The 23,202-nt window shown below is 58.9% G+C and carries 25 protein-coding genes; 24 read left to right on the forward strand and 1 reads right to left on the reverse strand.

What is annotated here, in order from left to right:
• Nucleotides 1-152: 152 nt before the first annotated feature.
• Nucleotides 153-1,412 carry an NADP-dependent isocitrate dehydrogenase gene (locus DKK75_RS03235; RefSeq protein ID WP_110452018.1) on the reverse strand — a complete coding sequence of 420 codons (1,260 nt, stop codon included), beginning with the start codon at nt 1,410-1,412 and terminating at the stop codon, nt 153-155.
• Nucleotides 1,413-1,575: 163 nt separating this feature from the next.
• Between DKK75_RS03235 and DKK75_RS03240 the strand changes: the two genes are divergently transcribed.
• The 24 genes from DKK75_RS03240 to DKK75_RS03355 all read left to right on the forward strand — a co-directional run bounded on the left by DKK75_RS03240 (nt 1,576) and on the right by DKK75_RS03355 (nt 23,040).
• Complete coding sequence (locus DKK75_RS03240) at nt 1,576-2,700, forward strand: GuaB3 family IMP dehydrogenase-related protein (RefSeq protein ID WP_110452019.1); 1,125 nt, start codon at nt 1,576-1,578, stop codon at nt 2,698-2,700.
• 202 nt (nt 2,701-2,902) lie between these two features.
• A complete protein-coding gene (locus DKK75_RS03245; protein ID WP_110452020.1) occupies nt 2,903-3,457 on the forward strand; it encodes a hypothetical protein in 555 nt (184 codons plus the stop codon).
• Between the two features lie 38 nt (nt 3,458-3,495).
• A complete protein-coding gene (locus DKK75_RS03250) occupies nt 3,496-5,475 on the forward strand; it encodes an AMP-dependent synthetase/ligase (RefSeq protein ID WP_110452021.1) in 1,980 nt (659 codons plus the stop codon).
• A gap of 3 nt (nt 5,476-5,478) precedes the next feature.
• Nucleotides 5,479-5,961: a peptide deformylase gene (locus DKK75_RS03255; protein WP_110452022.1), complete on the forward strand. Its 483-nt coding sequence runs from the start codon at nt 5,479-5,481 to the stop codon at nt 5,959-5,961.
• Between the two features lie 226 nt (nt 5,962-6,187).
• Complete coding sequence (gene rpsB / locus DKK75_RS03260) at nt 6,188-7,030, forward strand: 30S ribosomal protein S2 (RefSeq protein ID WP_110452023.1); 843 nt, start codon at nt 6,188-6,190, stop codon at nt 7,028-7,030.
• A gap of 75 nt (nt 7,031-7,105) precedes the next feature.
• Nucleotides 7,106-7,957, forward strand: coding sequence for a translation elongation factor Ts (gene tsf / locus DKK75_RS03265; protein WP_110452024.1), 852 nt, complete (start codon nt 7,106-7,108; stop codon nt 7,955-7,957).
• Nucleotides 7,958-8,162: 205 nt separating this feature from the next.
• Nucleotides 8,163-8,918 carry a UMP kinase gene (pyrH, locus tag DKK75_RS03270; RefSeq protein WP_110452025.1) on the forward strand — a complete coding sequence of 252 codons (756 nt, stop codon included), beginning with the start codon at nt 8,163-8,165 and terminating at the stop codon, nt 8,916-8,918.
• Between the two features lie 112 nt (nt 8,919-9,030).
• Nucleotides 9,031-9,585: a ribosome recycling factor gene (gene frr, locus DKK75_RS03275; protein ID WP_110452026.1), complete on the forward strand. Its 555-nt coding sequence runs from the start codon at nt 9,031-9,033 to the stop codon at nt 9,583-9,585.
• Nucleotides 9,586-9,611: 26 nt separating this feature from the next.
• Nucleotides 9,612-10,601 carry a phosphatidate cytidylyltransferase gene (locus DKK75_RS03280; RefSeq protein ID WP_110452027.1) on the forward strand — a complete coding sequence of 330 codons (990 nt, stop codon included), beginning with the start codon at nt 9,612-9,614 and terminating at the stop codon, nt 10,599-10,601.
• A gap of 63 nt (nt 10,602-10,664) precedes the next feature.
• Nucleotides 10,665-11,852 (forward strand): 23S rRNA (adenine(2503)-C(2))-methyltransferase RlmN, encoded by a 1,188-nt coding sequence (gene rlmN / locus DKK75_RS03285; protein WP_110452028.1) that lies wholly within the window; start codon nt 10,665-10,667, stop codon nt 11,850-11,852.
• A 98-nt stretch (nt 11,853-11,950) separates the two neighbouring features.
• Nucleotides 11,951-12,727: an imidazole glycerol phosphate synthase subunit HisF gene (gene hisF, locus DKK75_RS03290; protein WP_110452029.1), complete on the forward strand. Its 777-nt coding sequence runs from the start codon at nt 11,951-11,953 to the stop codon at nt 12,725-12,727.
• A 150-nt stretch (nt 12,728-12,877) separates the two neighbouring features.
• Nucleotides 12,878-13,312, forward strand: coding sequence for a phosphoribosyl-AMP cyclohydrolase (gene hisI, locus DKK75_RS03295; protein ID WP_110452030.1), 435 nt, complete (start codon nt 12,878-12,880; stop codon nt 13,310-13,312).
• Between the two features lie 49 nt (nt 13,313-13,361).
• The gene (trpB, locus tag DKK75_RS03300) at nt 13,362-15,461 is read left to right on the forward strand and encodes a tryptophan synthase subunit beta (RefSeq protein WP_110452292.1); all 2,100 of its coding nucleotides are present in this window, start codon (nt 13,362-13,364) and stop codon (nt 15,459-15,461) included.
• The gene (gene trpA / locus DKK75_RS03305; protein WP_375314991.1) at nt 15,458-16,336 is read left to right on the forward strand and encodes a tryptophan synthase subunit alpha; all 879 of its coding nucleotides are present in this window, start codon (nt 15,458-15,460) and stop codon (nt 16,334-16,336) included. Before trpB ends, trpA begins: the two co-directional genes overlap by 4 nt.
• A 38-nt stretch (nt 16,337-16,374) precedes the next feature.
• Nucleotides 16,375-17,286 carry a prolipoprotein diacylglyceryl transferase gene (gene lgt / locus DKK75_RS03310; RefSeq protein ID WP_110452031.1) on the forward strand — a complete coding sequence of 304 codons (912 nt, stop codon included), beginning with the start codon at nt 16,375-16,377 and terminating at the stop codon, nt 17,284-17,286.
• 89 nt (nt 17,287-17,375) lie between these two features.
• Entirely contained in the window at nt 17,376-18,041 is a 666-nt protein-coding gene (gene rpe / locus DKK75_RS03315; protein ID WP_110452032.1) for a ribulose-phosphate 3-epimerase, read from the forward strand.
• A 31-nt stretch (nt 18,042-18,072) separates the two neighbouring features.
• Entirely contained in the window at nt 18,073-18,336 is a 264-nt protein-coding gene (locus tag DKK75_RS03320; RefSeq protein ID WP_110452033.1) for a phosphoribosyl-ATP diphosphatase, read from the forward strand.
• 50 nt (nt 18,337-18,386) lie between these two features.
• Nucleotides 18,387-19,238 (forward strand): ATP phosphoribosyltransferase, encoded by an 852-nt coding sequence (gene hisG, locus DKK75_RS03325; RefSeq protein ID WP_110452034.1) that lies wholly within the window; start codon nt 18,387-18,389, stop codon nt 19,236-19,238.
• Between the two features lie 4 nt (nt 19,239-19,242).
• Nucleotides 19,243-19,857 carry a CDP-alcohol phosphatidyltransferase family protein gene (locus tag DKK75_RS03330; protein WP_110452035.1) on the forward strand — a complete coding sequence of 205 codons (615 nt, stop codon included), beginning with the start codon at nt 19,243-19,245 and terminating at the stop codon, nt 19,855-19,857.
• Nucleotides 19,850-20,806, forward strand: a complete 957-nt coding sequence (locus tag DKK75_RS03335; RefSeq protein WP_110452036.1) for a DUF881 domain-containing protein — start codon at nt 19,850-19,852, stop codon at nt 20,804-20,806. The genes DKK75_RS03330 and DKK75_RS03335 overlap by 8 nt, the downstream gene beginning before the upstream one ends.
• Nucleotide 20,807: 1 nt before the next feature.
• Nucleotides 20,808-21,140: a small basic family protein gene (locus DKK75_RS03340; protein ID WP_110452037.1), complete on the forward strand. Its 333-nt coding sequence runs from the start codon at nt 20,808-20,810 to the stop codon at nt 21,138-21,140.
• A 40-nt stretch (nt 21,141-21,180) separates the two neighbouring features.
• The gene (locus tag DKK75_RS03345) at nt 21,181-21,978 is read left to right on the forward strand and encodes a DUF881 domain-containing protein (protein ID WP_258333136.1); all 798 of its coding nucleotides are present in this window, start codon (nt 21,181-21,183) and stop codon (nt 21,976-21,978) included.
• 6 nt (nt 21,979-21,984) lie between these two features.
• Complete coding sequence (locus DKK75_RS03350) at nt 21,985-22,428, forward strand: FHA domain-containing protein (RefSeq protein WP_110452039.1); 444 nt, start codon at nt 21,985-21,987, stop codon at nt 22,426-22,428.
• Between the two features lie 15 nt (nt 22,429-22,443).
• Nucleotides 22,444-23,040 carry a MerR family transcriptional regulator gene (locus tag DKK75_RS03355; protein ID WP_110452040.1) on the forward strand — a complete coding sequence of 199 codons (597 nt, stop codon included), beginning with the start codon at nt 22,444-22,446 and terminating at the stop codon, nt 23,038-23,040.
• Nucleotides 23,041-23,202: the final 162 nt, after the last annotated feature.

Here is a 23,202-nt window from a genome sequence, read left to right on the forward strand (position 1 = left end):
GACAGAGCCCGACTCTGGCCGGGTCCCGAGCAACCATTCTATGAGTTCTTAGGCAGAGCGTATGAATCGTCGATGCTTTTGCGCATAAGGTCCTCGTCAAGGAGCAGATTAACCACCTGCAATGGCAATGGAAGGCGCCTTTATCTAATCTGCTATTCTGCCGTAGATGCCTTGGGCTCAGTAGTCTCTGAAGCGGCTGAAGCCATACGTTCGGCGAGAGCATGGTCCAGTGCATCCATGAACCCTTCAGTGTCCAGCCAGGGTTGATCAGGGCCTGCCAGGGTGGCTAAATCCTTCGTCATGCGGCCGGAGCGCACAGTCTCAATGACTACGGACTCCAGGGACTGCGCGAACCAAGCCACTTTGGGCGTGTCATCCAGTCGCGCCCGCTGTTTGAGTCCGCCAGTCCAAGCGAAAATGGAGGCGATGGGGTTGGTGGAGGTGGTTTCGCCCTTGAGCCAGCGCCGGTAATGCCTGGTCACTGTCCCATGGGCGGCCTCGGCTTCTACGGTCTGTCCGTCTGCCGTCATCAGCATGGACGTCATGAGACCAAGGGACCCGAACCCTTGAGCTATTGCATCGGACTGAACATCACCGTCGTAATTCTTGCAGGCCCAGATATAGCCGCCCTCCCACTTGAGCGAAGAGGCCACCATATCGTCAATCAGCCGATGCTGGTAGGTCAGCCCCTGTTCCTCGAACCGACTCCGGTACTCCTGCTCGTAAACCTGGGCGAAAATATCCTTGAACCGGCCGTCGTAGGCCTTAAGGATGGTGTTTTTGGTGCTCAGATAAACCGGATAGTGCCTCTGCAGGGCATAGTTGAAGCAGGAGCGCGCGAAGTCGCGGATGGAGTCGTCCAAGTTGAACTGCACCTGGGCCACGCCTGGGCCAGGATAGGTGGTCACCTGTCGGGTCACAGGAACGCCTCCGTCATCAGGAGTGAACACGACGCTGAGCTTTCCAGGCTCTGGAACAGTGAAATCAGTGGCCTGGTATTGGTCGCCGAAGGCATGACGAGCCACCACGATGGGTTTGGTCCATCCGGGCACCAGCCGGGGGATGTTGTCGATGACGATGGGCTCGCGGAATATGGTCCCTCCAAGAATGTTGCGGATGGTGCCGTTGGGCGACTTCCACATGCGCTTGAGACCGAATTCCTTTACACGGGCCTCGTCCGGGGTTATGGTGGCACACTTGATGCCTACATGCTCGCGCTGAATGGCCTGAGCCGCCTGCACGGTGACCTTGTCGTCGGTGGCATCCCTGTTGCGGATGCCCAGGTCGTAATAGTCCAGGTCAAGGTCCAAATAGGGCAGAATCAGTCGTTCCTTGATCATTTTCCAGATGATCCTGGTCATCTCATCACCGTCGAGTTCGACGATGCGTCCCTTTACGGCGATCTTCTCCATGACGGCCTCCTATCGGTCGGCGGATCGGGGACGAATCCTGTTCCCGATGCCGCAGTTACGCTCGCCAACCGTTTTATCCCAAGTTTGTTACTCTCTGTTCCCCCTGCCCGTAACCCGTTCGTAGCACGTCGGAGCGTCATCATGAGGGGCTAGGCTGACAGACATGACACAGGAAATCGAAATCGGTCTCGGCAAGAAGGCCACGGTGGCCTATACGCTCGACGATGTCTCCATCCTCCCATCCAGGAGGACCAGAGATCCCCAGGATGTCTCCACGGCCTGGCAGGTGGATGCCTACGAGTTCAATCTGCCATTGCTGGCGGCGCCCATGGATTCGGTCACCAGTCCGCAGACGGCCATCGCTTTGGGACGGTTGGGCGGATTGGGCGTGCTTGACCTGGAGGGACTGTGGACCCGATATGAGGATCCGTGTCCACAGCTGGACCGGATAGCCAATGCCTCGCCGGAGCAGGCGACCGAGGTCATTCAGGAGGCCTACCGGGAGCCGGTAAAGGCAGAGCTGATTACCCGCCGTCTGCAGGAGATTCGCAAGGCCGGAGTCACGGTTGCTGGAGCTCTATCGCCTCAGCGCACCCAAGAGTTCTATGCCACGGTGGTCGATGCCGGCGTAGATCTCTTCGTAATCCGTGGAACGGCGGTCTCGGCTGAGCATGTCTCAACCAGCCATGAGCCTTTGGATTTGAAGAAGTTCATTTACGACCTGGACGTTCCGGTCATCGTCGGCGGGGCCGCCACCTACCAGGCCGCCTTGCATCTGATGCGCACGGGTGCCGCTGGAGTCCTGGTCGGGTTCGGTGGGGGAGCCTCCTCGACTGACTCCGCCACCATCGGAATTCAGGCCCCTATGGCCACGGCCATCTCGGATGTGGCTGAAGCGCGTCGCGACTACTTGGATGAGTCAGGCGGACGTTACGTTCAGGTCATCGCCGACGGGGAGACCGGCACCTCGGGGTCCTTTGTCAAGGCTTTGGCCATGGGGGCCGATGCGGTCATGCTGGGCACGCCCCTAGCCAAGGCCACTGAGGCTCCCGGCCAAGGCATGCATTGGGGGGCCGAGGCCCACCATCCTGAGCTGCCGCGTGGTCGCAGGGTGCAGGTCGGCAAGGTGGGGAGCCTGGAGCGCATACTTTTCGGACCTAGCGATCGCACGGACGGGAGCCTGAATCTGATTGGGGCCTTGCGACGGGCCATGGCATCCACCGGCTATGTGGATGTCAAGAACTTCCAGAAGTGCCGTGTGGCAGTGACACCTGCCATCCGCTGCTGAGCAGAAAACAGGATATTTATCGTCTATTTATCCACAATCCGTACAGAGGCCGGTTCAGGTTGACCACATTCCTGAACCGGCCTTTACAATCCTTCTGCTCATTCCTACTCTGGACGTAATTGCTGTCGTTGCATCGGTTGCGCAATGCACCTCGTCGGCATGGAGTGGGGGAGACAAGCACATCGACGTGCGAGGGAGAAGCATGACGGAGTACATGGATCTGGCACCGGCCTGGGATCGTGATCAAGCAATCGAGGATATGACAGAACAGGAGTATGGCGGTTGGTGGCCGTCCACTTGCACACAGGTGCCTCTGGGACTTGGCGACATCAAACTGACAGTGCGAACCGTCAACTTCGTCCGGCCGGGAGACGCTGTTGGGAATGAGGATCTGCCGGAGGACCTTAAGCGTATTCTCGTAAACCTGTGTGCACTGGCGTCCAGGGTCTTTGATGTGCTGCGGGGCCGTTTGCCTATGAAGAGCCTGGATCGTGTGCTCAACCGCGTCTGCATGGAGCGATTGTCCCTTCTGGCCCGGCTTCTGCAGGATCAGCACCTGGGCATGGTCCGGACTGCGGATCATGCTGGCATGACCTACCTGCCACTGATTCCTACATTGGTCGAGATCTATCGCGTGGACACTGACCGGTACGAAACCACCATCGGATTCCTGGTCGGCGAGCGTACAGTGCTGACCAACCTGATCGTTGCCAGAAGCGGTTCGCGCTGGGTCTGCGTACGCTTCGACATGGGCTAAGAGGCGGCTTTGGCGGGGTAACCCATATGATGGTGGGTATGTTGCGTGAATATACCGTCGAGCTTCAGCACCCGACGACGGACAAGGACACTATCTATTCGCTCCTGGAAAAGCGCGTCGCCCGTGACCCCGAGGAGCTGGTTGCCCAGTGGCAGGATCCCATGACCAGGAACTGGCACGATGTCAAGGCCGGGCAGATGTCCGCACGGGTCCGTGCTGTGGCTAAGGGCATGATGGCACTAGGCGTGGAAAAGGGCAGCACCGTGGTCATCTACGCTTCCACCAGTTACGACTGGGGGGTCACGGACTTCGCATGCGCTGCCATTGGAGCGGTCTCGGTGCCCATCTACGAGACCGACTCTCCCAATCAGGCCCAGAAAATTGTTCAGGACGTGGACTGCGTTCTGGCCTTTGCGGGCGACTCGGAGCATGCGCAGATCCTGGAGCAGGTTCGCGGTTCCTCACCCAAACTCAAGTACGTCTTCAATTTCGAGGCTGGTGGACTGAACGCAGTCAGCGAATTCGGCCAAGGGATCGACGACGAGCGCCTGGATCAAGCCATCGCACAGGTCAAGGCCGACGATCTGGCCACCATCGTCTACACTTCGGGCTCCACCGGGGAGCCTAAGGGCGCCATGCTCTCCAACCGGAACTTTGTCCACATCGTCTTCGTGGGCTGGGATGTGCTCTATCACATGCTGGCAGCGCCCTCGCGCCTGATGCTCTTCCTGCCTCTTGCTCACTGCTTCGCCCGTTATATCCAGTACGTGGCCATCGGCGCCCAGGGTGTGGTGGGATATGTCTCCAACGCCAAGCACCTGCTGACTGACCTGCGCACCTTCCGGCCCACCTATCTGCTGGGCGTGCCCCGAGTCTTCGAAAAGGTCTATAACGCCGCCTCGCAAAAGGCCGGCACAGGTATGGCCGGCAAGGTCTTCGCCAAGGCCACCAGGCACTTTATCAAGTGGTCCAAGGACGAGCAGGCGGGGTGCGGCCATTCGCCTCTGAATCGCCTGGCCCATGCTTTCTACACCAAGACCGTCGGCAACACAATCGAGTCCGCCTTGGGCTCCAACTTGAGCTACCTGGCTTGTGGCGGCGCGCCTATGAACGCCGATCTGGCCCACTTCTTCAACGGGATCGACGGGATCACTTTCATTCAGGGATATGGGATGACCGAGACTGCAGCCCCCTGTATCGTCAACTTCGAGGATGCCAATGAGGTTGGGTCGGTCGGCCGCCCTGGTTCGGGCATCACGGTCAGGCTAAGTGACGACGATGAGCTCATGGTCAAGGGTCCCAGCGTCTTCATGGGCTATTACCACCGGCCTGAGCTGGATTCCACCGTTCTCGATAAGGACGGCTGGCTACATACTGGCGACCTGGCCCAGATCGACGACCAAGGCTTCGTCTTTATCACCGGTCGCAAGAAGGACGTCATCATTACCGCAGGCGGCAAGAACGTGAGCCCGGCGCCTTTGGAGGACGTCATCAGCACCTGTCCGATAGTCTCCCAGGCCGTGGTCGTGGGTGACGGCAGGCCCTTCGTGGGCGCCTTGGTCACCCTGGATGCCGGTATGCTGAAGTCCTGGCTGACCACCCAGGGTCTGGACCCTGACATGAGCATGGAGCAGGCCAGCCATAACGAGGCCATCCACGCCTTTATCCAGCAGTATGTGGACAAGGCCAACTGCAACGTCTCGCGAGCCGAGTCGGTGCGCAAGTTCCTGGTACTGGACAAGGACTTCAGTCAGGAGGACGGCACTCTGACTCCCAGCCTCAAGGTAGTGCGCCCCGAGGTGCTCCGTCAGTATGCAGAACTTGTGGACAAGGTCCTCTATGCGCCCAGGACGCCAGCCAAGCCGGCTGCCAAGGAGAGTGACCTTGTGAGCAGGGCACGGACCACTATGAGCGATTCCCTAGCCAGCATGACCGGGCGCAAGCGTGATGGCCGCCAAGAGGAAGTTGCGTCAGAGAACGAGAAGGACGGCCGCGACGGCCGGAATGACGAGGAGTAGGTAGTGGCGATTCGTACGATCAGAGTGGTTCCCGATCCGGTTTTGCGCACCCCCTGCGATCCAGTGACCAGCATCACACCGGCTGTGCGCAGACTGGTGCATGACCTGGTGGACACTGTTGACGACCCGGGCAGGGCCGGCTTGTCGGCCAATCAAATCGGCGTGGGCCTGCGTGTCTTTTCATACAACATCGGCGGCAAGGTAGGCTACATCATCAATCCGGTCATCGACAAGACCTCCGGCGAGCAGTATGGCGAGGAGGGATGTCTGTCCCTGCCCAACCTTTGGTATCCGACCAGGCGGGCCGATTACGCCAGAGCCCACGGCATTGACCTGGACGGCAAGACGGTGACTCTTGAAGGTCACGGCATCATGGGGCGGATGATCCAGCACGAGTGCGATCACCTGGACGGCCATGTCTATGTGGATCGGCTGGAGAGCGATGTCCGCCGCATGGCTATGCAGCAGCTGAGATCAGCCAGGTAGGCAGAGAGCGAATTACAATGCCCGAGGTCATTGGTCTCGGGTATTGTAACTACTTGGCGTGTCATTGCGCAGGTCTGCTGTCACGGGTGGGCAGGCGCACTAAGAGTATTCACAAACGCACGCCGCAAATTCGCGCCATGTCCGCGACGTCCTGTGTCGGTCGGCTCCCCGGAGTTGCACGCAGGTGCACATGGCCAGGCAATAACCGACAATGAAAGGTACGGACATGGCACAGATCACCATGAGCGAAATGCTGAAGGCCGGCGTCCACTTCGGACATCAGACCCGTCGTTGGAATCCCAAGATGAAGCAGTACATCCTGATGGAGCGCAATGGCATTCACATCATCAACCTCTTCAAGTCGCTCGGTCTGATCGACCAGGCCTATGACTTCATCAAGCAGACCGTGGCTCACAACGGCACTGTGCTCTTCGTGGGGACAAAGAAGCAGGCCCAGGAGGCCATCAAGGCTCAGGCCACTCGCGTGAACATGCCCTACGTCTCCGAGCGCTGGCTGGGCGGCATGCTGACCAACTTCCAGACTGTGACCAAGCGGGTAGGCCGCTTGAAGGAGCTGGAGGAGATGGACTTCGACGATGTACACGGCTCGGGGCTGACCAAGAAGGAGCTGCTGCTCCTGAGGCGGGAGAAGGACAAGCTGGAGCGTCAGCTGGGCGGCATCCGCAACATGAACCGCACCCCCTCGGCTCTGTTCGTAGTCGATATCAACAAGGAGGCCTTGGCTGTCTCCGAGGCCAACAAGCTGGGTATCCCGGTCGTGGCTCTGGTGGACACCAACACGGATCCTGAGCTCGTCACCTACCCCATTCCTGCCAACGACGATGCCATTCGCGGTGTAGAGCTGCTGACTCGGCTGATGGCCGATGCCGTGGCTGATGGTCTGTTGGAGCGCTCTGGCAAGGCCGCCAAGACCGAGGAGGCCTCCGACCAGCCCATGGCCGAGTGGGAGAAGAACCTGCTGGAGAATAAGGACGGACAGCCGCAGGAACAGACCCAGGAGACCGAAGAACAGCAGCAGGAGACTCCCGCTGCGGACCAGGCCGCCTGAAATCTGGCGCCTAGATAGATGCATCCAGGAATCTTTTCGGGCCAACAGTCCGGAGAGACCAGATAGGAGAGTTTCATGGCAAAAATCACCGCTGCACTGATCAAGGAGCTGCGCGACCAGACCGGCGCCGGCATGATGGACGTCAAGAAGGCACTGACTGAGGCCGAGGGCGACATGGCTCGCGCCAAGGAGATCATCCGCGCCACCGGCATCCAGGCCGCAGGCGCCCGTGAGGGCCGTAAGGCTCAGGAGGGCCTGATCGCTTCCACCGTCGTAGAGGGCGGTCAGGGTCAGATCGGCTACGCCGTCGAGCTCAATTCCGAGACAGACTTCGTGGCCAAGACGCCCCAATTCGTCGATTTCGGACAGGAGGTCATCGGTGACGTGGCTAAGGCTGATGCCTCCAACGCCGAGCAGGTCGACGCCGCTCCGTCCAAGTCAGGCACCGTTAAGGAGACCGTGGAGGAAGCCGGCGCGCTCTTCCACGAGCACGTCAAGGTCGGTCAGGTGGCCCGGGTTGAGGGTCCACGCGTGGAGATCTACGCCCACCGCAAGTCCGTGGAAATGCCTCCCTCCATCGTGGCCATGATCGCCACTGATGAGGCTGGCGCCCAGGTCGCTCATGAGGTGGCTTTGCAGATCTCCGCCATGAGCCCTAAGTGGCTCAGCCGCGAGGATGTGCCCGCTGACGTGGTGGAGTCCGAGCGTCGCGTGGCCACCGAGAAATCTCAGGCCGAGGGCAAACCTGAGAAGATCATTCCCAAGATCGTCGAGGGGCGTCTGAACGCTTTCTTCAAGGAGTCAGTACTGTTGGAGCAGCAGTATGTCAAGGACACTTCCAAGACCGTCGGCGACCTCTTCAAGCAGGTAGGCGGCAAGGCTTTGGCCTTTGCTCGTCTCGAGGTCGGCAAGGGCGATGAGGAGTAATAGCCATCTCTGCAGTGCCTTTGGCAGCCTCGCCTGATCCTGACTGATTGGATCAGCGGGCGACCGGCATCCGGGGGAGGGGAGCGGTTGTTATGGCCGCTCCCCTTCTTATGTTCTAGGACCGATGTCAGGCGAAGTTGTCGGCCAATCCGGCTACGCTATGAACGGCGTATTCCGCCTGTCATTGTCTGGAGAAAGGGCTTTTATGACCGGATCCGATTCAGCGCAAAACTCAGCATCGCCTCGTCGTGTGCTGCTCAAGCTCTCCGGAGAAGCCTTCGGTGGAGGCGAGGTCGGCATTGACGTGCAGGTGGTCAAGCGCGTGGCCAGGGAGATCGTTCAGGCGGTGCACACCGGTGTCCAGGTGGCCATTGTGGTGGGCGGCGGTAACTTCTTCCGTGGAGCCGAACTCAGCCAGGCCGGAATCGAACGCTCGCGCGGCGACTACATGGGCATGCTGGGCACGGTCATGAACTGCCTGGCCCTGCAGGACTTCCTGGAGCAGGCCGGACAGGCTACCAGAGTGCAGACAGCCATCACCATGGGCCAGGTGGCCGAGCCCTACATCCCGCTTAAGGCCATTCGTCACTTGGAGAAAGGGCGCGTGGTTATTTTCGGTGCCGGATCCGGCATGCCCTACTTCTCTACAGACACAGTATCCATCCAACGGGCCTTGGAGATCCACTGCGTCGAAGTCGTCATGGGCAAGAACGGGGTGGATGGCGTGTATACGGCTGATCCACACAAGCAGGCTTCTGCGCGCATGTTCACCAATCTAAGCTACCAGCGGGCCCTGGTAGACAATTTGGCGGTTATGGACGCGGCAGCTCTGTCCATGGCCCGGGACAACGACATGCCCATTCGCGTCTTCGGACTGGAGGGTGAAGGCAACGTGACTGGAGCGCTTGAGGGCCAGCGGCTTGGCACACTGGTCCACGGGGGTCCTGATCGTACCCTCTGACTGGCTGCGGGCACGTCCCGCGCCGCTTGGCCCCGTGTCCCCATGACCGTAGAGTATAAGATGACGGACCCTGCGCGCACAGGCGGATGGTTCTTACAGCAAGGAGCAGATCATGACCACAGTGGTGGATCAGGCCGGAAGGCAGATGGACAAGAGCATCGAGGCGACCAAGGAGAACTTCTCGGGAATCAGAACCGGGCGCGCCAACCCCTCCTTCCTCAACGACATCATGGTGGAGTATTACGGCACTCCTACCCCTATCAAGTCGCTGGCCTCCATTGGTGTCCCGGAACCTCGTACGCTGGCCGTTACCCCCTTCGACCCCTCACAGGCAGGTGCAGTCGAGAAGGCCATCCGTGACTCCGACTTGGGCGTCAACCCCAGCCGTGACGGCAATGTCATCAGGGTCACCATGCCCGAGCTGACCGAGGAGCGCCGTCGGGACTACGTCAAGCTGGCCAAGAATAAGGCCGAGGAGGGCAAGGTGGCTGTCCGCAACATCCGGCGCAAGGCCAAGGAGGAGCTGGAGGCCAAGGTCAAGGATGGCGACTTGGGCGAGGACGAGGGCAACCGGCTGCAGAAGGAGCTGGAGACCGTCACCAAGCAAAAGAACGACATGATCGACCAGCTCCTGGATGCCAAGGAGAAGGAGATCCTCGAGGTCTGATCTGCTTGGGGGAGGATCCACTGTTCATGAGTACTAAGGAAAGCTCCGCCGAGAAGGCAGGCCAGGATGCCGTCGCAAACCTGAACAAGCGAACCGGGCGAAATATGCCGCAGGCGGTGGCCACTGGCGCGCTTCTGGTGGTCATCATCCTGGCCTGCATACTGGTACGCATCGACGCATTCATCTATCTGATCGTGATTTTCATGACCTTGGGTCTCTGGGAGCTCAGGGTGGACTTCGCCACTGCGGGTCTGCATATACCGGTAGTTGAACTATGGATCTGCTCGGCGGCCACCATGCTGGCCTCTTTCTATGCGTCGGATCATGTAGCGGTCATGACTGCCGGTGTTCTGGCCACTGCCGTGGTTGGAGCTCTTGCGGCCACCCGCAGCCATCGCCTGGGTGGTCGTCTGGTCAAGGCGGTCAATGCCAAGCTGTCGGTCAAGGATGCACAGACCATGGCCGATGCCTCCTATGGTGTCGCCAAGGGGGAGAGCCGGTCAAGCAGCCTGGCCAATGTGGGCGTCACCCTTCTGACCGTTGTCTATATCACGTTTCTTGCCTGTCTGATAACCCTGCCCACCACTTTCGGCGGGCATCCTGCCGCACATGCTTTCATGGTGATTTTCCTGCCCGCCTTAAGCGACATCGGCGGTCTTCTCTTCGGCTCGCTCTTCGGCAAGCACAAGATTTCGCCCCGCATCTCGCCCGGCAAGTCCATGGAGGGACTGGCAGGCTCCATGCTCTGCTGCCTGGTTGGCGCCCTGGTCATTTTCGCAGCCGCCTATCCCATGGCGGATTGGGGACGAATCTGGTGGGTCGCCCTGCTCATGGGCATCATGGTCGGAGCCACAGGCACTCTGGGTGATCTGAGCGCCTCCTTGATCAAGCGCGACCTTGGGATCAAGGACATGGGCCACCTGCTCAAGGGCCATGGCGGGGTGCTGGATAGGGTGGATTCCATCCTCATGTCTGCACCCTTCATCACACTGGTTCTTTTGGTCACTGGTCTGTGACCGGAATTGATGGTCTATGCTCAGAGGGGCCGTCGGATGACTGATACAGGATGAGGTAAAGGTATGACAGATGTCGACATGGCTGATGCCGAGCCTGAAACCGGCATCACTCCCGGAGGCAAGGATGGTGCCTTCAGGGACGTGCTTGCGGCCGACCACGCGCGTCGAGGCAAGCCGCCGCGTCACTTTACGGATATGGACCAGCGGGAGCGTCAGGAGGTCTGCGCTCAACTGAACCTGCCGAAATTCCGGGTCTCGCAGCTGGCCAACCACTATTTCAGCCATCTGTCCATCAATCCGCACGACTTCACGGATCTTCCTGCGTCCAGCCGTCAAGAGGCCGCGCGTTGCTTCTTTCCAGAGCTGATTACCCCGGTCACTGTCCAGAAGGCGGATCAAGGAACGACGATCAAGACCCTCTGGGAGCTCTTCGATGGGTCCAGGATTGAGTCCGTGCTCATGCGCTATCCCTCCAGGGCCACCCTCTGCATCTCCAGCCAGGTCGGCTGCGGCATGGGCTGCCCCTTCTGCGCCACAGGTCAGCTTGGATTGACTCGGAACATGTCAACCGGTGAGATTCTGGAACAGGTCAGGGCCGCATCCAGCATGATGCGGTCCGGACAGGTTGCCGGAGGTCCGGGGCGCCTGAGCAACATCGTCTTCATGGGAATGGGTGAGCCCATGGGCAACTATCGGGCTGTGCTTTCCGCAGTCAGGCAGATCAGCGCACTGCCACCTAAGGGATTCGGCATCTCGGCCAGGAACATCACCGTTTCCACGGTCGGCGTCGTGCCCGGCATCCGCAAGCTGACTCGAGAGGGGATACCGGTCCGTCTGGCCGTCTCCCTTCATGCTCCCAGTGACAGGCTGCGCGACGAATTAGTCCCCATGAACCGGCGTTTCAATACCACTCAGGTCCTGGATGCTGCTCACGAATACTATCGTGTCAGCGGCAGACGGGTCAGCATCGAGTACGCCCTGATGCGCGGCATCAACGACCAGGCCGAGCATGCCCGCCTTCTAGCCAAGCGCCTTAACCACTACGGGGACGACTGGGCGCACGTCAACCCCATACCCCTGAATCCGATTGAGGGCTCACGGTGGACGGCCTCCAAGCCCGAAGATGAGCAGCGCTTCCTGGACATCCTCCACAAGGCGGGCATTGCTGCAACCATGAGGGACACCCGCGGATCCGACATCGACGGCGCCTGCGGACAGCTGGCAGCCAAGGCCGTCAAGCTCCAGGCCTGATTCAGCGTTCTGCAATGTGGACATGCCTTACCCTTAGGGGCATAGAGAAGCTAAGGTCGTGACTCAAACAAATTGGTTTAGGCGGGAGGGCAGGTCGCATGGCGGTAGCGGTTCGTGTCATTCCCTGCCTTGATGTCGACCAGGGTCGTGTGGTCAAAGGCGTCCACTTCAAGAATCTGCGCGATGCTGGTGACCCTGTTGAACTGGCTTCCGCATACTACCAACAGGGCGCCGACGAACTGACCTTTTTGGATGTGACTGCTTCGGGCAGCGGACGAGCCACAATGGTGGACCTTGTCCAGAACACTGCCGATCAGATCTTCATCCCGCTGACCGTCGGTGGAGGCGTACGCACCCCGCAGGATGTGGATACGCTTCTGAGGTCGGGAGCGGACAAGGTCGGCATCAACACAGCTGCCATTGCCAACCCACAGGTCATTGGCGACATTGCCCAGCGTTTCGGTCGTCAGGTCCTGGTGCTTTCGGTCGATGCCCGCCGTTCCGATGCACAGGGAATCATCTCGGGATATGAAGTGACCACTATGGGTGGCCACCGTTCCACCGGCATCGATGCCATCGACTGGGTCAGGCAGGCCCAGGAGCTCGGAGCCGGTGAGATCCTGCTCAATTCCATGGATGCGGACGGCACACGTCAGGGATTCGACCTGGAGATGATCGCCGACGTGCGCAAGGCTGTATCTCTCCCCCTCATCGCCAGCGGAGGAGCAGGCAAGGCTGCTGATTTTCCTCCCGCCATCAAGGCCGGAGCCGATGCGGTTCTGGCGGCTTCCGTCTTCCACTTTGGCCAATTGTCCATCAATGACGTCAAGCAGGCGCTCCATGCGGCCGGATATCCGGTTCGATGGCAGGCCTGAACCTGTCTGGCAAATAATTTCTGCACCACCTGGTGCAACGGCATCTGCAGGCTATGCGAGCAGCTATCTGAAAACCATGCTTATACCATAAAAGTGCAACCGACTAGGACATGTCGGACAAATTAACTGAAACGAGGAGGGCGGGGACCAATGTCACAGTCTTCGAATAATCAGAAAGAACGTCTGGATCCGAGTATAGCGGCACGACTCAAGAAGAACGATCAAGGGCTTGTGGCCGCTGTTGTACAGCAGTACGACAGCCGTCAAGTGCTCATGGTCGGGTACATGGACGAAGAAGCCCTCAGACGGACCTTGACCACGGGAAGGGTGACTTTCTGGTCCCGCTCCAGGCAGGAATACTGGCGCAAAGGCGACACCTCCGGGCATGTCCAATACGTCAAGGGGGTCAGTATTGACTGCGACGGAGACGCGCTCCTAGTCGAAGTCGACCAGGTGGGTGCGGCCTGCCACACAGGACACAGATCGTGTTTTGAAGCCGGAGGCCCCCTGTCTGCGGTGCAGGGCAATCGCGCACAGATGCAAATGCAGAACAAGGAAGGGCAATCCAGTGCAGAAAGACGTTAAGACCGAGACAGGGAACACACAGGAAGCCGGCCGGAAAGGCTCTAGGACCATCTTGGATGAACTTGTGGCGGGCGCTGCGGAGGATGCGCGGAACCGTGCGCAGGAGGTATCCCTGGAAGAACTCAAGAAACAGGTCGGGAACATGAGGCGCAAACCTCTGGATGCCGCCAGGCTGCTCAGGGAAAGCGCCGGCATTCCGGTCATTGCGGAGATCAAGCGCGCTTCGCCCTCCAAGGGGTACCTTGCCGATATCAGAAATCCCGCCGTCCTGGCCCGACGGTATGCCAACGGGGGTGCTTCGGCCATATCGGTTCTTACCGAGGGCAGGCGTTTCCTGGGATTTTTGGATGATCTGCAACAGGTCAGACAGGCCGTGGGAATTCCCGTGCTCAACAAGAACTTCATCGTTTCCGACTACCAGGTCTGGGAATCCAGGGCCAGCGGTGCTGATATGATCCTGCTGATCGTGGCAGCTCTGGATGACGCCCTACTCAGACATTTGCTTGAGCTTGCCGGGAGCCTGGGTATGACTGCTCTTGTTGAGACGCATGATCAGCAGGAGATCGAGCGCGCCATAGCGGCTGGCGCCCAGGTCGTCGGCATCAACGCTCGCAATCTGAAGGATCTGAGTGTTGACGTTGGCCAGTATGCCCGGCTCGCCTCCAAACTGCCCAAGGACGTGGTCAAGGTCGCCGAGTCGGGGGTGTTCGGCACAGTCGAGCTGGAGCAATATGCCCAGGCGGGTGCTGATGCTGTTCTAGTAGGAGAAGGCCTGGTCACCTCCCAGGATCAGGAAGGGACAGTTCGCTTGCTGGTTCAGGCCGGTCACCGATTTAAGGCCGCCGAGGCCAGGCCCCTCTCGACCCATGACGGTCCCTATTTTGGACCCTACGGCGGACGCTTCGTGCCTGAGGCCCTGGTCGGCGCCCTTGACGAGCTGGAGCGCGTCTATAAGGAAGCCAAGGCTGATCCGGCCTTCCGTGAGGAGCTGAATAGGCTCAACCGCGTGTATGTTGGGCGCCCCTCGGCCTTGACGCCGGCTCCTCGGTTCGCCAAACTGATCAGCGATCGGGTTGGCGGTCAGGTCAGGGTATTTCTGAAGAGGGAGGACCTGAACCATACGGGCGCCCACAAGATCAACAACGCCCTGGGCCAAGGGCTTTTGGTCAAACGCATGGGCAAGAGCCGCGTCATAGCAGAGACCGGGGCCGGGCAGCATGGCGTGGCCACGGCCACGGTCTGCGCCCTCCTGGGCTTCAAGTGCCGTATCTACATGGGAGAGGTCGATGCCCGTAGGCAGGCCCTAAACGTGGCCAGAATGAAAATGCTGGGAGCTGAAGTCGTCGAGGTAACTACCGGAACCAGGATTCTCAAAGATGCTATCAACGAGGCCCTGCGCGACTGGGTGACCAACGTGAAGTCCACCCACTATCTCTTGGGCACGGTTGCCGGCCCTCATCCCTTCCCGACCATCGTCAGGGACTTTCAGAAGGTCATCGGCGAAGAGGCCTCCGCTCAGCTTTCCACATACGGCATCGACCACCCTGACGGGGTTGTGGCCTGCGTCGGCGGAGGCTCCAACGCCATCGGCATCATGAACACTTTTCTGGATGATCCGCGGGTTTTCCTTTACGCTTACGAAGCCGGCGGAAACGGGCCCAGGTCGGGCAAGCATGCCATCCGTCTGTCGCCCGGCACAGGCCAGGTCGGCGTCTTCCAGGGAACCAGGTCCTATCTTTTGGAGGACGGTCAGGGCCAGACCATGGACACCTATTCAATCTCCGCCGGCCTTGATTACGCATCGGTTGGTCCAGAGCATGCCTGGCTGCACGACATGGGCCGGGTCAAGTACGACTATGCAACTGATAAGGAGGCTATGCAGGCTTTCAGCGATCTCTGCCGAACCGAAGGCATCATTCCTGCTCTGGAGTCCTCGCATGCCTTAGCCGGTGCCAGCAAGGCGGCCGCTGACCTTTTGTCCAGAGGAATCGACAATCCCGTCATTCTGATCAATGTCTCGGGCAGAGGCGATAAGGATGTAGCCACAGCAGGCAGGTGGTTCGGCTACCTGTCCGAGCAGGAGGCCAGCGCTCTAGAGGCTCAGGGCGGACATGGCCAGAACGGTCAAGCGGATGAGGAGGCCCGATGATGGTCGGCCATGTACGTCAAGAAGTCCCAAACCAGCCTAAGGGATTCAGCCGAGCATCCAGCCCGGTGGCGACCACGCTGCAAACTCTTCGTCGGCAGGGCAGGCCAGCCTTCATCGGATATTTCCCCTATGGATTCCCTGATGTGCCCACATCTCTGGAGGCTATGCGGGTCATGGTGCACAGCGGTGTCGATATCGTCGAGATAGGACTGCCCTACAGCGATCCGGTCATGGATGGTCCAGTCATCCAGGCGGCCAGCAAGTGCGCCATCGACAATGGCGTCAAAGTCGAAGGCGTCTTCGACGCAGTCCAGCAAGTTCAGGCGGACGGCGCAAGGGCCCTGGTCATGAGCTACTGGAACCTGATCATGCATCACGGTGTAGCGGATTTTGCCGAGCGCATGGCCCAGGCAGGGGGGTCTGGACTTGTCACTCCTGATCTGATAGTGGACGAATCCGGGGAATGGATAGAACAGTCGGACCGGTATGGCCTTGACCGAGTCTATCTGGTCTCGCCGGATTCCACGGATGCACGTCTGCAGCTCACATCCCGAGCTGCCAGAGGATTCGTCTACGCGGCCTCAAGGATGGGCGTGACCGGCGAACAGGTCAGCATGTCCGACTCGGCCAAGGATCTGGTTGCAAGGGTCAGGCAGGCTGGCGCTCCTTATGTTTGCGTGGGCATCGGAGTTTCGACTGCCCAGCAGGCCTCTCAGGTCGGCGCCTACGCAGACGGGGTGATCGTCGGCTCGGCCTTGGTTCACTGCTTTCTGGACGACCATGGCAAGTCGCAAAAGGACCGCAAAAGGGCACTGGCGGACCTGGCTGAGGTTTGCTCAGATCTGCGTTGGGGTATATCCCATCCCGGAAAGTGAGAGGGGCTGTAAAGTCCAAGGGCTAGAATGTAGGCCTTATGACGCTTGCCTACATTCCATCGCCGGGAATATCCAGCTTTCACCTAGGGCTTGTCACCATCAGGTTCTATGCCCTGACTATGCTCCTGGCCATTATCGTGGCTGCCTGGATCACGGCCAGACGCTGGAAGAAGAAGGGTGGCCGGACTGACCAGATTCTTGACATCGCCATCTGCGCGGTGCCGGCTGGCATCATTGGCGCACGGCTCTACCATGTCATCACCACCCCGGAACGCTACTTTGGGGCTGGTGGCAATCCGGCCGACATTCTTCGCATCTGGCGTGGCGGTCTGGGCATCTGGGGTGCAGTCCTCCTGGGAGCCCTGGCGGCCTGGGCTTGGTGCCGTCACAAGAATTATCCGACCGCCCTTCTGGCTGACAGCGTGGCTCCAGCCCTTCTGGTTGCCCAGGCCATCGGTCGGCTGGGCAACTGGTTCAACCAGGAACTCTACGGTGCTCCCACCACACTGCCCTGGGGACTGAAGATCGATGCAGCTGGTTCCGCTATTGGCAGCAGCGAGCAGTGCTATGACGGGGCCACCTGTCCGACTGGAACCCTCTTCCAGCCCACATTTCTGTATGAGATGATTTGGAATCTTATTGGTGCGGCGCTCCTGGTCTGGATCGGCCGCAAGATGGCGAACGTCCTCAAGGCCGGATCTCTCTTCGCCTTGTATGTGATGTGGTACACCCTGGGGCGCACATGGATCGAGGCCCTGCGCATCGACTTCGCCCATGAATTCCTGGGAGTCAGGGTTAACGTTTGGGTTTCCATGATCGTTTTCATCCTGGCTGCTGCGGCCTTTGTGCTCATAGCGCGCAAGGGCAAGCCCACTTCTTTGTTGTCCGAAAAGCTTCGGACCATCACCGAGCTCGAGGATCGTCAGGAGTCCTTGACCAAGAGCAAATAGGACAGAGGCTGCTGCCCAAGAGTCGGGACTTGTGCAATTGGGCCACAAACCGCCCCCGGCGGTCTTCCGTACAACATAGAATAATCTGCATGAGCATTCAGATAGCACCCAGCATTCTTTCCGCCGATTTCGCTAACTTGGAGCGGGATCTCAAGGCTATTGCCAATGCCGATATGGTCCATGTCGATGTGATGGATCACCACTTTGTTCCCAACCTGACGATTGGTGAGCCCGTGGTGGAGCGTATCTGCCAGGTGACCGATTTGCCGGTGGACGTGCATCTGATGATCGAGGACCCTGACCGCTGGGCCCCTGAGTTCGCCAAGCTGGGTGTTGCATCCGTTACCTTCCACACCGGGGCTGTGCATGCTCCGGTGCGTCTGGCCCGTCAGTTGCATGATATGGGGGTCAAGGCCTGCCTGGCCGTTCGCCCGGCTGAGCCCGTGGAGCCCATCTTCGATATTCTTGATGAGTTTGACATGATTCTGGTCATGACTGTGGAGCCAGGTTTCGGGGGTCAGAAGTTCCTAGACAGTCAGATGGCCAAGACCCGTCGCCTGCGTGACCAGATCACTTCTCGCGGCCTTGGGACCCGCATACAGGTGGACGGCGGGGTAAGCCCCGCTACAGCTCCCATTGTGGCTGGGGCCGGAGCTGATGTCCTGGTGGCAGGCTCTGCCGTCTATGGCGCTGATGATCCGGCCAAGGCCATTGACCAGATCAGGCAGGCTGCCCAAGTAAGCTACAAGGACTGACCGCTTTTATGGGAAGAATGGAGATAGCCAGATGAAGACCTTCGATGGGTTGTTTGAGGAGCTTACAACAAAGGCCAAGGAGCGTCCAGAAGGTTCCTTGACTGTTGATGAGCTGGACAAAGGCACGCATTTCATCGGCAAGAAGATCAATGAAGAGGCCGGGGAGACCTGGATTGCCGCTGAGTATGAGGGCAAGGAGCGTACGGCTGAGGAAATGAGCCAGCTGCTGTATCATGTGCAGGTCATGATGATCGATCGGGGCATCACCTTGGAGGATGTATACAGGTACCTGTGATCCCCAACCCTATCCCGCTGTAGATTCGCTTCCGCAATTAGGAGGTTGCCGTGTTGAAGGTCGCGGTGCCCAATAAAGGCATGTTGTCCCAGCCAGCATGGAGGCTGCTGTCAGAGTCTGGCTATCGTCTGCGTTCCAACGATCGACAGCTGGTGGTCGATGATGTCGACAACGACATCCAGCTCTTTTATCTGAGGCCCAACGATATAGCGGTCTATGTCGGTCTAGGAACCATTGATCTGGGTATCACCGGACGTGATCTCTTGCTGAACTCTGGGACCGGGGCAGTCGAGGTCACACAGTTGGGATTCGGCGCCTCCACTTTCAGGTTTGCCGCTCCGGAGTCCAGTTCTATCAACAGTCTGCAGGATGTGGACGGCAAGCGGATCGCCACAACCTTCGACCGACTTCTTGGCGACTACCTGGCCGACAAGGGACTTAAGGCCGAACTGATCCACCTGGATGGGGCGGTGGAGTCCTCCGTCCAGCTTGGGGTGGCCGATCTGATCGCCGATGTGGTCTCCACTGGCACCACTCTGCGTAACGCCGGACTTCGCATCTTCGGCGATCCTATTCTGCGGTCGGAAGGGATTCTCATCAGGTCGCCACACCTGGATCCTGATGATGAGCGCCTGGCGGTCATGTCCCGAAGGCTGGAGGGTGTGCTGACAGCCCGCCGCTATGTTTTGATGGATTATGATATTCCTGTTGAGCGCGTTGCCATGGCTGTGGGTATCACGCCTGGCTATGAGTCTCCGACAGTCTCCTCCCTGCATGACAAGCAGTGGGCGGCCGTCAGGGCCATGGTTCCCAGGGATCAGGTAAACAACCTCATGGACCGCCTCTATGGGATCGGTGCGCGCGCCATCCTTGTAACAGCCCTTCAAGCTTCTAGAATGTAGTCGAATGGCACTGATCGATCGAATTTCACGCAGCAGGTATAGCCCTGAGCCGCGGTCGGTAATTCTCACTGTGCCGAATTTCATCAGCCTGCTTCGTATCCTGTCCATACCTCTTATTGCCTATCTGGTGGCTAATCGTCATCTGATCATCTCCCTGGTAGTCATGTTGATTTCGGCTCTGTCAGATGGCGTGGACGGGATCATCGCCAGGAGGTTCAATCAGGTCAGCAAGCTGGGCCAGATCCTGGATCCGGTTGCTGATCGTCTCCTCATCCTCTGCTCCATCCTTGCTCTGAGCATCGCCTCCATACTTCCCTGGTGGCTTCTGGCTCTGGTCGGTGCGCGGGATGTGCTCATGGGTCTGCTGGTTCTTGCGCTGGCCCAGCACGATTATGGTCCTCTGCCGGTGCACTTCGCGGGCAAGACTGGGACGGCCGTGCTTATGCTGGCCATACCTGCCCTGATTTTCGCGGATGTCGGCACTGCTACTTTTTTCCGCGTTTTCCACCTAGTGGCTCTTGCAGCTGTCATCTGGGGGGTGGGCCTCTATTGGCTAGCAGGGCTGATCTACGCCCGGCAGGGCATCGGGCTGCTTCGTCAGGACCGACATCATGACTGAGCCTCAGATGACTCCAGAATCCTTCCCCGTGCCGCCCGACCGTGCCCTGATTCACCGCCGGGCGGCTTTTTCGCATTCCAGCGCGGGTTTAACACGTCACTATGTGGATCAGGAGAGCTCGGAGCCAGCTCAGGAATCCATGCGCCGGCGCATGGCCGATGAGTCCCTGAGACTGATTGATGATTTGACTAACCGCCCCATGGACCCCATGTTCGAGGATGCCAGGCTGCTGCCCGCTGAGCGCAGATCGCCGCTGAGCGTCTGGATCAACCGAATTCTTGTTTTTGTCATATGCGTGCTTGTCGGCTTGGCCGGTACGGGAGTGGTTCAGGTGCTGCACCGGGACCCGCGTCAAAAGGTGCGGGAAAAGCTGATATCTCAGGTGGAGACGGTCAGCAAGCGCGCCGATGATCTCAACGGTCAGATCTCGGACCTTAACAGCAATATCGACACGCTATCAGCTCAGGAGGGCGGTAAAGGGCAGAACCGCACGCAAACCGCTGATGACCTGACCAACGCTACCAGCAAGGTGCAGGGCCAGGGCATCGTCATCACGCTGGCCAACCCCATTGCCTCCAAGGATGCTCGGGATAATGCTGATCAGATCAAACTGATCACCGACCAGGATCTGCAGTGGTTTCTAGCCAAACTCTGGTCAGCAGGGGCTGAAGCAATTGCGATCAACGGCAATAGAATAGGGACACAGACATCAGTGCGTACGGCTGGTCAGACCATTTTGGTGGGGACCGCCTCCATTGAGGCCCCCTACAAAATCGAGGCCATCGGCGATCAGGGCGCCTTGGCTGATTTGATGGCTCGCAGCGATGTGCAGGGCCGTCTGCGCGACCTGAAGACGGCAAATATCACTGTCAACGTGGTCAAACAGCGGCATCTGAACCTGAATGCCGTTAGTCTGCCCAATCTGTCATATGCCGGAAGGAGTCATTGACATGTCGGCAATTCTCGGCCTGATTCTAGGCGTGGTGGCGGGCATCTTCCTCAAGCCCGACATTCCCATCGTCCTGCAGCCTTATCTGCCCATCATGGTGGTGGCGGCCTTGGATGCATTGATGGGCGCGCTCCGTTCTTATTTTGAGCGCAGCTTCTCGGATCGGGTCTTTGTGGTCTCTTTCATCTCCAATGTGATTACGGCCACTCTTCTGGTCTTTCTGGGCAATCAGCTGGGCGTGGGGTCACAGCTGTCGACGGCTGTCATCGTGGTCCTGGGCATACGCATCTTCTCCAACGTCTCTGCAATTCGACGCTTTATCTTCAAGGGGTGAACATATGAGACACACCCTCAGGAAAAAACGCAATGAGCGGATGCCAAAGAGCATTCCTCCCAGAAGGCCTGGACGGGTCAAGGCACCGGCCGATGATACGCAGACCGGTGCTTTCCCAGTGGTTCGTCGACGGCCTCTGCGATCGCTCAACGCCAACGCTACCCGGGTCAGGCTGGTCACCAGCGTCCTGGTGGCTCTTATGTGCGCTCTGTTGGGCTTTGGATATGCAGTTCAGGTGCACAATAACCAGTCCTCCTACCAGAGTCTTTCTGAAGAGGAGCTGGTTCGTCTGCTGGATGAAACCAGCAACCAGGTCGATAAGCTGGAGGAGCGCAAGAGCCAACTTAACCAGCAGCTGACCTCCATCAAGTCCGCGGCTGACAAGCAGAAGGAAGCTGCCCGCATCGCCCAGCAGAACGAGCAGAGCAGCGGCATCCTGTCTGGGAGGCTGCCAGCTGAAGGCAGGGGAGTGGTGATAACAGTCACTGAAGATGGTGATCGTGTGGATGCCTCGACCATGTTCAATTTGATTGAGGAGTTGCGCAATGCCGGTGCTGAGGTCATATCCTTCAACGATGTTCGGGTGGTCACCAGCACTTATCTGCTGGATACGCACAAGGGCCTGCAGTGCGACCACGTCAAGTTGCATAGCCCGTATGTCGTCAAGGCCATCGGAGATCCGGACAGCCTGCAGAACGCCATTCAGATCGCCGGGGGAGTGGGTTCGCGGATCAAGGTGCAATTCCACGCGTCCGTGTCGGTGGAACAGTCCGATGGTGTCAGAATCGACCAGGTTCGACGCGTACAGGACTATCAGTATGCAAAGCCTGTAGAATAGGCAACTATGACAGATCCTATTCCAACTGCGGGCGAGACGACCATCATCGGCATGCCGGCCCTGAACATTCCAGTCACTTCCAACGGTGACCGTCCATTGACCAAGGACGACCTGGAGACCATGGCCCGGTTGCCTGAGGGCACAGCCTTGTTGATTTCCACCAGGGGAGCGGTGTCGGGGTCGCGTTATCTGCTGGACGAAGACCAGGTCAGCGTTGGCCGCGATCCGAAGGCGGACATTCTGTTGGATGATTCCACTGTCTCCAGGGCGCATGCGGTATTCGTGAGGACCGATAAAGGTTTCAGGGTCGAGGATACCGGCAGTCTCAACGGCACCTATGTAAACCGTGAACGTGTGGACCAGGCTGACCTGCACAACGGCGACGAAATCATGATCGGCAAATTCAGGCTGGTCTACTTCGATAATCGGGCTGTCATCGCCAAGAGCTGATAGGGGATATGACTCATGGCCGAAGAAGTGCCGACGCTGGTGCAGGGGGAACTCTTCTCAGCTGAGCAGGCTGAGGGCTTAACCCGCGGGTATCGGGGCACTGTCGCGGCAAAGGTAGCTGGAATCACCTATCGGCAACTGGACTATTGGGCCCGCAAGCGGATTGTCGAACCATCAATCAAGGCTTCGCACGGATCAGGCTCCCGCAGACTTTATTCTTTTAAGGATGTGGTCATCCTCGCCGTCCTTAAGCGCCTCCTGGATGCCGGTGTCAACTTGGTCAATGCTACGAGCACTGTGGCCTATCTTGAGCGTAGGACCGTGAGTCAGCTGGAGCATGTTACCGTGGTCTGCGACGGTGATCAGGTCGTCGAATGTTCAAGCCCCGATCAGGTCTTCACATTGATGCAGTCCGGCCGCGCCGTTTTTGCCATCTCTATCGGTGCTATCTGGCATCGGATGGATTTGGAGCTACAGACCTGCGATCATGTAGATTTGACTACTGGACAGCTGACCCCGGGTCTGCCTGAGCGGCCCATTGACGAGCTGACGGCCATGCGCCTGCGCCAGCGTCTGGAGCATCAGCATGAGCGGCGTCAGCGGGCCGCTTGACCTGATGAGAGAGGAGAGAAAATAATAAGTAATTTGACATAACGTACATTATCGGCTTATTGGTGATCTATCACGAATTGCCTTGTTGACTGTGACATCACTGTTGCTGCTGTCCCTGCTCCGAAATTTGCGATTGTCTGCACGCTAGGCAGTAGACAATCG

The organism is Bifidobacterium asteroides, from assembly GCF_003202695.1.
Lineage (GTDB): Bacteria > Actinomycetota > Actinomycetes > Actinomycetales > Bifidobacteriaceae > Bombiscardovia > Bombiscardovia asteroides_G.

What these genes read in the sequence shown, in the direction of transcription:
- DKK75_RS03240 (WP_110452019.1), top strand. Translation starts at nt 1,576, where the DNA reads ATGACACAGGAAATCGAAATCGGTCTCGGCAAGAAGGCCACGGTGGCC.
- rlmN (WP_110452028.1), top strand. Translation starts at nt 10,665, where the DNA reads ATGACAGATGTCGACATGGCTGATGCCGAGCCTGAAACCGGCATCACT.
- DKK75_RS03355 (WP_110452040.1), top strand. Translation starts at nt 22,444, where the DNA reads ATGGCCGAAGAAGTGCCGACGCTGGTGCAGGGGGAACTCTTCTCAGCT.
- DKK75_RS03280 (WP_110452027.1), top strand. Translation starts at nt 9,612, where the DNA reads ATGAGTACTAAGGAAAGCTCCGCCGAGAAGGCAGGCCAGGATGCCGTC.
- hisF (WP_110452029.1), top strand. Translation starts at nt 11,951, where the DNA reads ATGGCGGTAGCGGTTCGTGTCATTCCCTGCCTTGATGTCGACCAGGGT.
- hisI (WP_110452030.1), top strand. Translation starts at nt 12,878, where the DNA reads ATGTCACAGTCTTCGAATAATCAGAAAGAACGTCTGGATCCGAGTATA.
- rpsB (WP_110452023.1), top strand. Translation starts at nt 6,188, where the DNA reads ATGGCACAGATCACCATGAGCGAAATGCTGAAGGCCGGCGTCCACTTC.
- rpe (WP_110452032.1), top strand. Translation starts at nt 17,376, where the DNA reads ATGAGCATTCAGATAGCACCCAGCATTCTTTCCGCCGATTTCGCTAAC.
- DKK75_RS03250 (WP_110452021.1), top strand. Translation starts at nt 3,496, where the DNA reads ATGTTGCGTGAATATACCGTCGAGCTTCAGCACCCGACGACGGACAAG.
- DKK75_RS03235 (WP_110452018.1), bottom strand. Translation starts at nt 1,412, where the DNA reads ATGGAGAAGATCGCCGTAAAGGGACGCATCGTCGAACTCGACGGTGAT.
- tsf (WP_110452024.1), top strand. Translation starts at nt 7,106, where the DNA reads ATGGCAAAAATCACCGCTGCACTGATCAAGGAGCTGCGCGACCAGACC.
- DKK75_RS03245 (WP_110452020.1), top strand. Translation starts at nt 2,903, where the DNA reads ATGACGGAGTACATGGATCTGGCACCGGCCTGGGATCGTGATCAAGCA.
- DKK75_RS03340 (WP_110452037.1), top strand. Translation starts at nt 20,808, where the DNA reads ATGTCGGCAATTCTCGGCCTGATTCTAGGCGTGGTGGCGGGCATCTTC.
- lgt (WP_110452031.1), top strand. Translation starts at nt 16,375, where the DNA reads ATGACGCTTGCCTACATTCCATCGCCGGGAATATCCAGCTTTCACCTA.
- DKK75_RS03320 (WP_110452033.1), top strand. Translation starts at nt 18,073, where the DNA reads ATGAAGACCTTCGATGGGTTGTTTGAGGAGCTTACAACAAAGGCCAAG.
- pyrH (WP_110452025.1), top strand. Translation starts at nt 8,163, where the DNA reads ATGACCGGATCCGATTCAGCGCAAAACTCAGCATCGCCTCGTCGTGTG.
- frr (WP_110452026.1), top strand. Translation starts at nt 9,031, where the DNA reads ATGACCACAGTGGTGGATCAGGCCGGAAGGCAGATGGACAAGAGCATC.
- DKK75_RS03345 (WP_258333136.1), top strand. Translation starts at nt 21,181, where the DNA reads ATGCCAAAGAGCATTCCTCCCAGAAGGCCTGGACGGGTCAAGGCACCG.
- DKK75_RS03350 (WP_110452039.1), top strand. Translation starts at nt 21,985, where the DNA reads ATGACAGATCCTATTCCAACTGCGGGCGAGACGACCATCATCGGCATG.
- DKK75_RS03335 (WP_110452036.1), top strand. Translation starts at nt 19,850, where the DNA reads ATGACTGAGCCTCAGATGACTCCAGAATCCTTCCCCGTGCCGCCCGAC.
- trpA (WP_375314991.1), top strand. Translation starts at nt 15,458, where the DNA reads ATGATGGTCGGCCATGTACGTCAAGAAGTCCCAAACCAGCCTAAGGGA.
- DKK75_RS03330 (WP_110452035.1), top strand. Translation starts at nt 19,243, where the DNA reads ATGGCACTGATCGATCGAATTTCACGCAGCAGGTATAGCCCTGAGCCG.